This is a genomic window from Bdellovibrio sp. GT3, from assembly GCF_037996765.1.
Taxonomy (GTDB): Bacteria; Bdellovibrionota; Bdellovibrionia; order Bdellovibrionales; family Bdellovibrionaceae; genus Bdellovibrio.
This window is the reverse complement of record NZ_JBBNAD010000006.1, coordinates 308,082-321,514: the sequence shown is the minus strand read 5'-3', so window position 1 is coordinate 321,514 and position 13,433 is coordinate 308,082. Positions and strand designations below refer to the sequence as shown.

Genomic DNA, 13,433 nt, shown 5'->3' with positions numbered 1-13,433 from the left:
AAACCTCCAATAAAGAGCCTAAAGGATAAAAGGGAATAGGTCTGACGTTGACCTTGAGATGTTGTCTTTGTTAAAGATCATAATATGAAAGAAACGCCAAAAAGAATCGCTGTGATTGGAAATGCGGGAGCTGGAAAAACGGTCTTGTCGCGACGTCTGGCGCAGATCCACAACCTTCCTTTGACACATGTGGATTCCATTCAGTTTCTTGCTGGTATGAAAATCAGGCCCCATAAGGAATCCATCAGCATCATTTCGGATGTGCAGAATCAAAATTCCTGGATTATTGACGGATATGGTCCCTTGGATATTTTGGAAAAGCGCTTTCAGCTGGCGGATCGAATCGTGATGATTGATTTGCCGTTATGGCGGCATTATTGGTGGGCCAGCAAGCGGCAGTTACAAAATCTTTGGAGTCCCCGCCGCGAGCTTCCTGAAGGCTGCAGCGAAGTCTCCTGGGCGCAGACGAAAAAACTTTTTCAAACTATCGGTACCGTTCATCGGTTGATGCGCCCGGAGCTTATTCGGATTTTGAACAGAGAGAATATCAAAAGCAAAGTTGTCTGGATTCGCAATCTTTCTCAACTAAAAGCTGTTTCTCGTTCGGGGGTTGCCCAGGATGGTCTTTGACAGGTCTTGTTTTTAAATCTTAAATTCTGTTGGGGACAATAGTTCTGAAGCGTACACTTGTTTCATGAGCGAAAGTCTGTACATCACAGTTCTGGTATTCTCGGGAACGATGCTGGTCAACGTCCTGACGTCAACAGCTCTATGGTATATTCACGGGAATCGAATTTTCGGCTATATCACCTTAAGTTGGGTTATAACGGCGATCAATTTCTTCATGCAAAGCCAATTTGTCGGGTTCGATTATAAAATGCTGCTGGCCTTTAGCTTTTATGTGCTGGCCAGCTGGGTCTACTATGAAATCACCCTGGCACTGCTGAAGAATGAGGAACGAAGCAGATGGATTTACGCACTTCCCATAGTGTTGGTAGTCGTGGGCTTGGGTGTATTAAGACTGACATCCTCTTATCAGATGGCCTCGATATTTAGCGCCATTGCCATTGCGTTGCCCTTGCTTGCCGCCGCGTGGGTTTCATTCCGCCACGAGAATCATCGCGATGAAACCAAAGGGTTTCGCGTTCTCGCACTGCTGTTGTTCCTGTTAGCTATACATTATCTGGACTATCCGATTTTACGCCATAGTGAAGCAGGTGCAGTTTTTGGATATACGATGGCATTCCTGCTGACCTTTGCATTTTCCATCTTTTTCCCCAGTTTTTTACTTTGGCAATTGGCCCACGAATACAGTGGAAAACTGCAGGATGAGGTCACCAAGCAGACCAAGGAGCTGGTGGCGCTGGATAATCGGAACAAGGCTCTTCTGTCCATTCTGATTCATGATCTGGCGACGCCGGTGACCACAGCCATGATGTCCATTTCAAAAATGGAGCGTGTTGCTCAAACAGTTTCCTTGGATCGATTGCGCAGGTCTTTGCATCACATCATGAGCACTATTGAAAAAGTCCGGGAGCTGCAGGCCGTATCCACAGGCAAGAAAAACCTCGAAATGGAATTTTCCGATCCTCTTTTGGCAGCCCACGGGGCCGTTTCCTATTACGCGGAACAGCTGCATGCTCAGAACCTGACGGTTCAATTTATTGATCGGCGTAAGAATTTTGGCGCAGCCGTCATGATCGATGCACAGCTGCTGCAGGCCCAGGTCATGGGAAACCTGATCAGTAATGCCATTAAGTTTTCACCGCGCGGGGAGGAAATTGTAATTCGGCTGACCGAGGATGCGCACTTCCTGAATATTGATGTGATCGACTTTGGAATTGGCATTCCTGAAAATATAGCAGGCAAATTATTTTCATTCACCGGGGTGACCACGCGGAAGGGGCTTCATAATGAAAAGGGGACAGGTTTTGGTCTGCCCCTTGTTAAAGCCTACGTGGACATGATGCACGGACGGATAGAATTCAAAACGCAATACAAGGACCCGGACTTCGAACGTGAAGTCGGGGTGTGTATGCGGGTCAAATTGCCTTTGGTGACAACTCAGCCAATTCTTTCAAAGGCACCTGAGATGGGGATGTAAAGATCGCCCGTTGTTTGTACCAGGAAGTGAACATCAAGTGGAACCATTCAAAAACTTCCAAAAGAATCATGGCTGCAATTTTTGATTCCTCATCTGTCAGTTGCAGTTCGTTCAGATCCAGCTGATGTGTTTCGTCAATCCAGCTTCCTTGTTGGTGACTGGCTTCTTCAAAGAAATGGTGATCCCCAAAATATTTTAATGCTTCAGGTGAGTGTGAATCGGAGGCGCGGACCGCTTCGATAAACACGGCAAAAGCCAGCTCCAGGCATTCAATCATCAGCAGACGAACTCCCGGACTGTTTTGTTGAAATGTCAGTGACATCATTTTGTAGGTGGCCTGGCGAACACGCCAGTTATCATTGGACCAAATCTGGCGAAGTGCCGTGGTGGTCTTCGTGCCCCAGGCGCTTTGCCCCACGTTCATAGTTTCAAGATCATCCAAAAAAAGTTGCCAGTGTTCGAGGTCTTCTTTGCAGTGATGATTGACAGCTTTCTCGAGAGTGGTCGTTGCCTGGGGATATTCCAAATTCAGAAGTAAATCTTTGAAGCCGAGAACGAAAAAACTCATGGCTGGTGCGAAAGAGAGGGGTGTTTTCGAAGAGCGGATCCAATGTATCAATACATGTTCATTCAACTTACTTTTCTCGGCAAATAACATTTTGTTAAAATCCATTTGTACTCCGGTTGCAAAGTTTATGTCTTACGATCAGTCTTATTGGTATACCTCTACAAGGATGCAACATATGCTTCAGAAAATGAATCTTCTGGTGGTCGAGGATGATCAAGACCTTGGAGAAATGATTGCCGATTCATTGAAAGATCTTTTTCAAACCGTTGAATTTACAACGAACTTCGATAAGGCCGTCGTCATCCTGACGGATCTTAAGCCTGACGTTATTGTCACAGATCAAAATATTGAAGGCGGCTTTGGTATTGCTTTGGTTGCACATGCTCGTCAAAAAAATGTGAATACAGTCGCAATCGTGCAAACGGGCAACCCCTCTCTGGAACTTCAGACCGAGGCGGCTCGTCTGGGAAGTGTCGAAATAATTGAAAAGCCATTTGATGCGCAACTTCTGCATTTACGTGTGTCACAATTAATTATGGCAGAGACCATGCGGCGAAAAATGGAGGAGCCGGTCACTCGCGAAATTAGGAATTTTCAGTAGATTCAGTCAGTTTCAAAAAAGGTGGAATCAGCCGTGGAAACAGAACTAAAAAAGATCAATATTCTACTGATCGAAAGCAGTGATGAACACGCGGAACTTGTTCGTGGGTACTTGCGTGATATAAAGTCCTTCGAGATATCGGTGACCCGGGAGGCATTTCTTGCAAAGGCCATTCAGCGCCTAAGTGAAGAGAAGTTCAGCGCCATTCTTTTGGATTTGCACCTGTTGGACAGTTCGTCCGATGAAACTCTGCCTCGCCTTGGTAAAGTGGCCAGTGATATACCGATCATTGTGCTTTCAACCTTGGATGACCGGGAAAGTACGATCAAGGCCGTGCAGGAGGGGGCGTCTGACTTTTTGAATAAGTCCCAGCTGTCACCGGAAGTTCTGGCCCGTACCTTGTTGCGGTCTATTGAAAGTAAAGAATCAGAAATTAAAATCAGACAACAACTGCATCAGACGGCCCTTCTCTCAGAGCTTAGTCAATTCGCCCTTAATGAAGTGAATCTGGAAAAAGTGAAATTGCGCTGTCGGGATATATTACTAAATGCTTTGCTTGTGGATTTCGTTCAATTTGTGGAGCCGGTGGAAAACGCCTTCAAATCCCTCGCTGAGCGGGTTCGCAATGGTGTACCATTTTTGTTTGGCGATCTGGAGTTCCTGGGGATGGGGGCTGAAAAGCAACAAATGCGAAACTCGGGGATGAAATCGGGTGTGAATATCGTGATAGTCAGCAAGGATGTGGATGTCCCACCCCTTGTCATGATGATCTATGATCATCGTGATCGCAATTTCAAGTATGACGAAATCGAGTTCATGAAGGCGATCGCTAATATCATATCGTCGGTGGCGACACACGCTTATTTGGAAAGAACTGTTCAGCAAAAAATTGAAAGTCTGAAGCAGGCTCATCAGAAGAAGGATGAGTTCCTGGCGACTTTGTCTCATGAACTACGCACTCCATTGAATATTATCACTGGATACATGGAGATTATGAAGGAATCTGACTTCAATTCTCCAGATTATCAAAATGCCTTGCAGATCATTGATGCCAATTTGAAAATCGAAACGCGTTTGATTGGGGAGATCCTGGATATGTCCCGGATTATCACCGGCAAAATGAAATTGGATCTAAGTTTTTTTGCTTTGGATGACATGATTGAGTCCTGTGTGGAATCGTTAAGTCTTGCCACCGCGGCAAAAAAACTGAAGCTCGAAATGAATATTTCGCCAAATTTGGGACGGATGTGGGGAGACCGGGATCGGATGCAACAGGTTGTCTGGAATTTGCTTTCCAATGCAGTCAAGTTCACGGATGTCGGGGGGGCAGTAAGAATTTCCGCCAACAAAGTGGGTGATCAATTTGAATTCATCATCGAGGACAATGGCGTCGGCATCAGTATGGAGAATCAAAAAGATGTTTTCAACCGCTTCTGGCAGGAGGATTCCGCCATCACGCGGGAGCACATGGGACTAGGGCTGGGGCTGGGAATTGTTCGTCATATTGTTGAACTTCACGGCGGTACTGTGGAAGTTCAAAGTGCCGGTAAAAATAGAGGCAGTAAGTTCACGATTCACGTGCCTATTCAACAGTTGCGTGCCGTCGAGGACGCTCCGGTTGAAAAGAAGGAGGAACCGGCAGCGGCCGTTTCTAATAGAAATTTACAAGGCATGCACTTGTTGGCCATTGATGACTCAGAGGATTCGTTAAGTTTGTTGCAGCATTTGCTGCGAAAATCCGGGGCCGAGGTTGAGGGGACCAGTGATCCACGACAAGGTTTGGAGCTGGCTATGAAGGATCAGTACGACGTTATCATTTGTGATATTGGGATGCCGGTTTTGGATGGATTTTCGCTAATGAAGAAGCTCAGAGACTGGGAAGAGCATCATGGGCGTGCCAATACCAGCGCCATAGCCTTGACGGCTTATGTGGCCAAGGAAGATGTTGATAAAGCCATGGAAGTGGGATTTCAGGCCCATATGCCCAAACCGTTGAATCTTCCGTTGTTAAAGGAAAAAATTCTGGAGCTTGCCCCAATGGGGCCCTCTTCTTCAATGGTTGGAAACTAACTTCCAAGGCGGTGATAAACTTGCCTAAGGCGTATATCTCGGGTAGCTTTTCTTCATGGAATCCATTTCGCTATCTTCATTTTATCACTACGTTTTCGTCTGCTTCGTTTCTTTGTTCCCGCCGGTGAATCCGTTCGGTACGGCGCTGATTGTCGGACCATTTTTGAAGGGACAAACACACGCAAAAAGAATTCAGGCGGCTGGAGCTATTGCTCTTTATTGCTTGAGTATCTGTCTGGTCGTGACGATGGTCGGTGGTTTTTTCTTTAAAATTTTCGGAATTTCCATTCCCGTCGTGCAGATTGCCGGGGGAATCCTGATCGCCAGAATGGGTTTTTCCATTTTGACGGCCGTTGATCCATCAGAAGATCAGGAAAAAGTGGTTGATCAAAAAGTTTCATCCCGCGAGAAGTCACTTAAGTCGATGTTGTTCTATCCATTGGCATTTCCGACCACGACCGGTGGCGGCACTATCGCCGTCTTGTTGGCCCTGAGTGCAAACAGTTACCATTCCAATCCTGGTATTTATCTGTTCAATTTGCTGGCAACGTCGGTGGCCTGTGCGATAATGGCCCTGGTTATCTTTCTTTGCTACTCACTGACTCCAACAATCCTTGATAAATTGAACTCCCAGGCACTGTCGGTATTTAATAAACTAAGTGGATTTTTGACGTTTTGCGTGGGAATTCAAATTATGGTGGATGGCGTCTTAGGAGTTGCAAAAATTCTTATCAAACACTGATTTTAGAGCTATCGTTTTTGTTATGAAAAAACAAACGACGAAAACGATTCTACTAGGCTCTGTTTTGACTGCGACACTTGTCGGATGTGCGGGAGGCGGAACCGCTTCTCAATCCACTTCAACTTCCTCAGGTAAAAAAATCCAGGAAAGCATCATTGTTAAAGGTGTGACTATCGTTAACACCGTGAATGGTCAGCTTCAGGCCAATATGGCTTTGATGATTGATGGCGGAAAGATCTCAAAAATTATTCCAGCAGATGCGGTGGGTGAGCAGGGTAGCAAGCGAGTTATCGATGCGACCGGTAAGTACGTTGTTCCAGGATATCTTGATATGCATGCCCATGTTCTTGGTCGCCCGTTTGCCAAGGAAGTTTCTGCGGTGATGCTGGCATATGGTATCACTGGATATCGACAAATGTCCGGCACTGAAGAGCAGTTGAAGGACCGCAAGGAAAACAAGCTTCGTATGCCTGACGATTCACCAGAGCTATTGGGGCTGGCAGGGGAGATGTTGAACCGAGCCAACGCACCAACTGCAGAAGCAGCGGTGGCACTGGTTGAAAGAGACCGTAAAGCGGGCGCTGATTTCGTTAGTGTCGGTGATGTTGCTCCGTCCGTGTTTTTTGCTGCTTTGACAGAATCAAAAAAAGTCGGTGATTATTTCGCGGGAAATATTCCAGTGGGCGTTGATGCCGAAGAGGCCGCAAAGCAAGGCATGCTTTCCATGGAAAGCCTGGGTCCGGTGGATACCATTCTGATCAGCTGCTCAACCAACGAGGACAGCGTTCGTAAATCTTTAATTGGTGAAACTAAAAACTCAGCCACAACAGAATCGATTAAACTGGCAGAAGCAAATCCGTTATTGGTTCGCCTGATGGCGAATCAAAATGCCTTTTTGAAAACTCGCACCATCATTGACACTTACAGTGAATCCAAATGTAAAAAATTGACCGAAACATTGGTGTTGCAAAAATCCTGGCAGGTTCCGACATTGGCGCGCAATCAGGCGATGATGTTGGCCGATAAATCTCAGTACGCAAACAACGCTGATTTGAAGTTCATTTCCCGTGATCAACGTGCTTTTTGGACTGAAGTTTCCGCAAAGTTTGCAAAAACAGTTAAACCGGTCGCACGCGAAACTTTGCGGCAGTTGACTGCAATGGACATGAAGTTGGTAAAGCTGTTTGATAAGCAGGGTGTGAAAATGCTGACCGGGACAGACCTGGGCGGAGTGTGGGTTGTGCCAGGCGCGTCTTTGCATGAAGAGTTTGAACAGTTGGCAAAAGCCGGAGTTTCTCCTCTAAAAGTTTTGCAAATGACCACATTGAACGGTGCCGAGTTTTTGGGTAAACGTTCGACGATGGGAACTGTGGAAGTAGGCAAGAATGCAAACCTGGTTTTGCTGGATGCAGATCCTACCGATGATGTCGGAAATATGAAAAAGATTAACGCCGTCATTCGCGATGGGAAATTCTATTCGGAGGAAATGCTGGAAGTGCTGAAGAAGAATGCTGCAGAAAAAATGGCATCAGGATCAGCACCCGAAGACAGTGGTTTGGTTCACTAAGTTCCTGATTTTTATCATATAATTACCATTACAAATTTGAAAATGAAGCAATGAAACACCCGCCAAGTAGCGGGTGTTTGTTTATGGGCGTACGTTTACTATTGTGAACAGGAAGCTCAATTTGGAGCGCTTGATTTAGCTAATTTAACAGCTGTTTAACGCCGATAAAACTGTGAGGGAGTTTTTGAACGTGAAGGTACTGCTGTTAACCATCATTCTAATTACGTCGGCAATTGCAAATGCAGATGAGACCTGGTCAGGCACGATCAGTAAATCACCAGGCACATACTCTGGCATTGTCACAGTAGCTTCTGGCGCGAACGTCACACTTCAGGCCGGTACATATAATTTTGATACATTGGTTGTGACCGGCACCCTGATCGCAGACAGTATTGTCGGTGGTAATACCGGCGTGATCACCATCAATGCAACGACGGTCACTATCACAGGATCTTTGAATGCAAATGCAACGGGGTATGCCCCTGGAGCAGGAACTGGTTACGGTAACTCCGGTGGAACTTATGGGGGACATGGTGGTTGGGGTACTCCCGCGAATGTTCCTAAAGCTGGATATGGCAGTGCCACAAATCCAGTTGATTTAGGATCTGGAGCGATGAACTACTTCTCAAATATTGGTGGTACCGGCGGAGGTGCGATGACCTTGAATGTCAGTGGTACACTGACCGTCAGCGGGTCGTTGTCTTCTACTGGAAGTGCCGGACAGGCAAATGCAGGCGGTGGCTCTGGCGGAAGCATCAATGCAACCGTCGGCACATTGGCAGGTGCAGGCTCAATCAGTGTTGCTGGTGGTAATGGTAGTGGTGGCGGTGGTGGCGGCCGAGCCTATATCGCCTATGCGACTGCGAATTCATTCACAGGAACCTATAGTGCCGCTGGCGGAACACTTGTTGGTACAGGAACCGCAGGCACGCCAGGTTCATTTTTCCTTGTTGATTCAACTAACAACGATCTTTACCTCCCTACAAATTGCAGTGTTCCTGCAACCAATTTTACTTATCGCAATATTACGATCCAATCCGGAGTCACCTTAAATGTGAATGGCATGGGCAGCGCTCAGGATGCTGGAACAGGTGTTGGTGCCAGCCAGAATGGTGGCACGCATGGGGGATTTGGCGGTCGAATCACCGGTGCTGTACCCAACACCTATGGTGATGTATTGGCTCCGGTCAGCCTGGGATCAGGTGGTGGCAGTTATTTCAGTAACATTGCTGGTGTTGGTGGTGGTGCTGTCAATTTGACGGCCACTGGTACTTTACAAATCGACGGGAACGTCTCGGCCAATGGCACTACCGGGATGTCGGGCGCGGGTGGTGGTTCGGGTGGAAGTATTTATTTGCGTTCTTCTGTGTTGGCGGGAGCAGGTGCACTGTCAGCAGTGGGTGGAACCACGCCCAGTGCCGGAGCTGGTGGCGGAGGACGTATCAGTGTCTCTTATTCCACATCGAGCACTTTTTCTGGAACCATGAACGTTGCTGGAGGAACTTCGACTCGCAATGGTGGTGTGGGCTCTGCGGTGCTAATCGATTCGGGAGCCAACAATCTTTATGTGCTGACTAACTCTGCTTTTACTTCCGGTGACTACAGTTTTAATAATGTCACGATTAATTCGGGCGCAAGCTTAATGCTTGATGGAATGGGAAATAAAACTGGCGGATCAGGTGCTGGATCAGGATCCGGCGGCGGAAGCTATGGTGGTAAAGGCGGGGGAGCGACGGGCGGTAACATTTACGGAACTGTGGTGGATCCTGTAAGCTTGGGCTCGGCAGGGGCTACCTATTTTTCAGGAATGGGCGGCTTTGGTGGTGGAGCGTTGAAGCTCACTTTGACTGGGACCTTGACCGTGAACGGAACTTTGTCTTCGAATGGTTTTGCTGCTTGGACTTCGGGTGATGGTGGCGGTTCCGGGGGCAGTCTTTGGATCATTGCGAACGTCTTGGCTGGTAATGGTACTATTTCAGCAAACGGCGGCAATGGGAATGGCAGTGGTGGCGGCGGCGGTGGCGGTCGTATTTATATTAAGTATGGCACAAACAGCTTCTCTGGATCTGCAACAGTCAACGGGGGTACTCAGGGTACTCCAGCGGCACAATTGGGAACCTTATTGTTTGTCAGTACGAGTGGTGCATTGGCTTGTAACTCGGCGATCAGCCTTCCTATTGATGCCAGTGAAATGCCAACCCCTGCAGGTGATGTCTCTGTCACCAACGGTTGTACGTTGACCATCACTGGTAATTACAGTCCGGCTAATGTGACAGTTACCGGAGTCAGTTCTTCAGTGCCTTCAACTTTGATTTTAAAAGGCAATGTCACAGCCACTGGTGATTTGAATGTCACGAATTATGGTGTTGTGAACTTCACCACAGAGACTGTTTTATATACCGGCTACAATCTTTCAGCTGCAAACATAACCTTGGATGCAACCAGTAAGTTCATCGCCGATGGCGCAGGATATGCTTTCAATAATGGACCTGGCTATAGTGCTTCGAAATCAGGTGCCGGGCATGGTGGTCTTGGAGGTCGCAACAGTGATTTGACTGCGGCAGGTACCACTTATGGTCGTGCTGTGGATCCTGTCACTGTCGGATCCGGCGGAGGAAATTATCTTGGCAGCACGGCAGGTGCCGGTGGCGGCGCGATTCGTGTGATATCCACGGGCGCCTTCGTAATTAACGGTACGATTACTGCCAAAGGCACCAACGGAACGACAGGTAATGATGGCGGTGGTTCGGGTGGAAGTATATCTTTGTTTGCCGGAAGTTTTTCTGGCGCAGGCACGATCACCGCAGTCGGAGGCAATTCTGCCGGTACCACCTCTGGTGGTGGCGGTGGTGGCGGCCGGGTTTACTTGAATTATGCTTCAACGAATACATATTCAGGTTCTTTGAGTGCTGCTGGTGGTACGGGATTTCTTAGTGGTGGCGGACTGGGAACTATTCTTGTCGTGAATGGCAGCACCAACGATTTGTTTATTCCGGTTTCTTCCACATTGGATTCCGGTGAATACAGTTTTAACAATGTCACTATTTCCAGTGGTGCGACTTTATCATTGGATGCTCTGGGTTTTCGCGATGGTCTTGGGCCCAGTGCCGCGGTTTCTCAAGGCGGTGGTGGTCACGGGGGAACCGGAGGTCGTGCCGCAGGTTCAAATGGTATTTCTTATGACACTGCAGTGAACCCATCTGAAATGGGATCTGGTGGCGCAAGATATCTATCTGGATATGGTGGCTGGGGCGGTGGCGCTCTTAAGATGACCGTGAGTGGAACGTTGCAGGTGAGTGGTAATATTTCAACCAATGGTTCTGCTGGCTCCACGACAAATGATGGGGCGGGTGCAGGTGGATCACTGTGGCTCATCGTTGGCACAATTAACGGTGCTGGAAGTTTAACCGCCAACGGTGCAAACAGTGGCGGAGGTTTTGCCGGTGGCGGTGGTGGCGGACGTATTTACGTCAAGTATACAACCAACAACTACACTGGAACTGCAACGGCCTCAGCGGGAACTGGTGGAACTCCAGTTGCGACTGTAGGGACGGTTTTGTTTGCTGGCAGTGCTGGTGGTATCGAGTGTGTTACTCCAGGTGCGATTTCTGTAAGCAGTTCTGAAATCGGAATGTACGGCGGAAATCTTATTATCAATAACGGATGCAAAATGACCATCAATGGAGATATCTATCCAGGTACGGTGGCGGTTTCGGGATCCGGTTCGCAACTAAATCAAAATGGTCATTTGCTGGTGACCGGGAATATTGATGTAACTTCATCTGGCACTATTGTGATGGGTGGCAATTCCATCTTGAATTCCGGGTACACAGTTTCCGCGGGCTCTATTAATATCGCGGCGTCGTCTTCTATTAATGCAAATGGTAAAGGTCATATAGTCGGAACCGCAGGGGCTGGCGCGCCGACGAATTCATTCAACTCCGGTGCCGGTGGAGGTAATGGTGGCAGAGGCGCCAACTCGGTGGGCGGCGGGATAGCGACCGGTGGTGCGGCATATGGAAATGTGTTGCAGGCAAACACGTGGGGTTTTGCCGGTAGTAATGGTGGTTCGGGTGCCGGTGGTTTGGGCGGCGGTGCGATTATTTTCATCGTGCCCGGCACATTCACTGTTAATGGCACCTTGGCTGTCAATGGAATGCCCGGCACACTCACTGCTGGCGGCGGCGGAGCTGGGGGAAGTCTTTGGGTGACTGCCGGTACAATAACAGGAACCGGTGCTATTACTGCCAATGGTGGTAGTGGTGCTTCAACCAACGCAGGCGGTGGCGGTGGTGGCTACGTTTATGTTTACTACAACACTGCCAACACTTATACGACAGCGAATGCGACAGCCAGTCGTGGAACCAATGGTAATACCGGTGCGACGATATCCACCAACGGTGTGGTTTTGTTCACAACTTCCGGCGCCGCGGGAACCAAGCTTGTATTTATCAGCCAGCCGACCAACAGAGTTCGAAAAAATGCGGTTCTTCCTGCTCAGCCAATTTTGGTATCGCAGGACGCAAGTAATAACATCGTTGCAACTTTCGCGGGGCCTGTGACTCTTGCTGCTTATACGGATGCAAGTTGTACAACGGCGGCCGGCGGAACTTTATCACAAACAATGAATGCCGTGAATGGCGCCATTCTTTACGAGGATGTCAGTTACTCTTCAAACGGCGTGATCTACATTGGAGCGTCCTCCGCAGGATTGACCAGCGCCTGCTCGTCGCAGATTTTAGTCGGAGGCGAGCTGGCCACGCACTTGGTCTTTACCACGGAACCCTCTAGCACCGCGACTGCGGGGCAGAACTTCGCAACCCAGCCGGTTATCGCTGCACAGGATGCCAATGGGATTGTGGATATCTTTGCTGGTGTGTCAGGTGTGAACCCCTATGCAGATGCCGCATGTACAGTGCCTTTTACGGGCGGAACTTTAAGTGGTACGGGATTTAACACAGACGGCGTGACAACATTTACGGGATCTAATTTCACCAAAGTTGGAACAATATATCTGCGCGCGGCTCAATCTGTGGATGGAAATTTAGTTACGGGATGTTCCGCTGCCGTTGTTATTTCGCCGGGTGCGCCGAATAAATTGGCATTCACTGACGGCCCGACGGGAACCGTGCAGGCTGGTGTTACTTTTAATCCCGATCCAGTGATTGAAGTTCAGGACTTCTACGGAAATCTGACACCAAGCTATGCGGGTACTGTGACTATTGGTGACTTTACCAATACTGGTTGTACGACCGCCGCCTCAGGAAATTTATCGGGCGAGGGTGACTTCTCACCTGCGTCGGGAGTTTTGACGGTCAGTGGGCTCAGCTACGATACTGTCATAAGCAATTTGCGGATTTGTGCAAAAGCCAGCGGTCTGACTTCGGGTTATTTGACGATTAATATTTCCGCGGGCCCAGCGGCGAAACTGGCATTCCAGGTTCATCCTGCCAACACCGGTGTTGCGGGAGTCAATTTAAGAAATGCACAAGCCGTGGTGCGAGCAACAGATCAATACGGAAATCAAGTGGGTTTCAATAATACGCCCACAGTGAAAGTTTATACCGATGCCACTTGTTTATCGGAGGCGCCTCAGGTTCCTGTCTATGCCGGTGGTCTGACAGGCTCGGGCTCCACTCGCGTCTATACATTTACAGCGCTACGCTATGGTCAGGCAGGAACATATTATGTGGGCGCAAGCTATGGCGCCCTTGATACAGGTTGTTCGAATGCAGTGGCGCTTTTGCAAAATGTGCCGATTTTCTTCAGAGGCTATTAACA

At 48.4% G+C, this 13,433-nt stretch carries 8 protein-coding genes; 7 read left to right on the top strand and 1 reads right to left on the bottom strand.

The annotated features are described in order from the left end of the window. The first annotated feature begins 84 nt into the window (after positions 1–84). Positions 85–630, top strand: coding sequence for a hypothetical protein (locus tag AAAA73_RS16865; RefSeq protein ID WP_340599666.1), 546 nt, complete (start codon positions 85–87; stop codon positions 628–630). A gap of 64 nt (positions 631–694) precedes the next feature. Then, complete coding sequence (locus AAAA73_RS16860; protein ID WP_340599665.1) at positions 695–2,104, top strand: sensor histidine kinase; 1,410 nt, start codon at positions 695–697, stop codon at positions 2,102–2,104. Here AAAA73_RS16860 and AAAA73_RS16855 read toward each other — a convergent pair. Beyond that, positions 2,043–2,777: a hypothetical protein gene (locus tag AAAA73_RS16855; protein WP_340599664.1), complete on the bottom strand. Its 735-nt coding sequence runs from the start codon at positions 2,775–2,777 to the stop codon at positions 2,043–2,045. The genes AAAA73_RS16860 and AAAA73_RS16855 overlap by 62 nt on opposite strands. Before the next feature lie 70 nt (positions 2,778–2,847). On the opposite strand from AAAA73_RS16855, the gene AAAA73_RS16850 reads away from it, so the two are divergent. The 5 genes from AAAA73_RS16850 to AAAA73_RS16830 all read left to right on the top strand — a co-directional run bounded on the left by AAAA73_RS16850 (position 2,848) and on the right by AAAA73_RS16830 (position 13,431). Next, complete coding sequence (locus AAAA73_RS16850; protein ID WP_340599663.1) at positions 2,848–3,273, top strand: response regulator; 426 nt, start codon at positions 2,848–2,850, stop codon at positions 3,271–3,273. A 33-nt stretch (positions 3,274–3,306) separates the two neighbouring features. Next, complete coding sequence (locus AAAA73_RS16845; RefSeq protein ID WP_340599662.1) at positions 3,307–5,343, top strand: response regulator; 2,037 nt, start codon at positions 3,307–3,309, stop codon at positions 5,341–5,343. 55 nt (positions 5,344–5,398) lie between these two features. Next, positions 5,399–6,085 carry a MarC family protein gene (locus AAAA73_RS16840; protein WP_340599661.1) on the top strand — a complete coding sequence of 229 codons (687 nt, stop codon included), beginning with the start codon at positions 5,399–5,401 and terminating at the stop codon, positions 6,083–6,085. Positions 6,086–6,107: 22 nt separating this feature from the next. Next, positions 6,108–7,652, top strand: a complete 1,545-nt coding sequence (locus AAAA73_RS16835) for an amidohydrolase family protein (protein WP_340599660.1) — start codon at positions 6,108–6,110, stop codon at positions 7,650–7,652. A gap of 190 nt (positions 7,653–7,842) precedes the next feature. Next, a complete protein-coding gene (locus AAAA73_RS16830) occupies positions 7,843–13,431 on the top strand; it encodes a beta strand repeat-containing protein (RefSeq protein WP_340599659.1) in 5,589 nt (1,862 codons plus the stop codon). Positions 13,432–13,433: the final 2 nt, after the last annotated feature.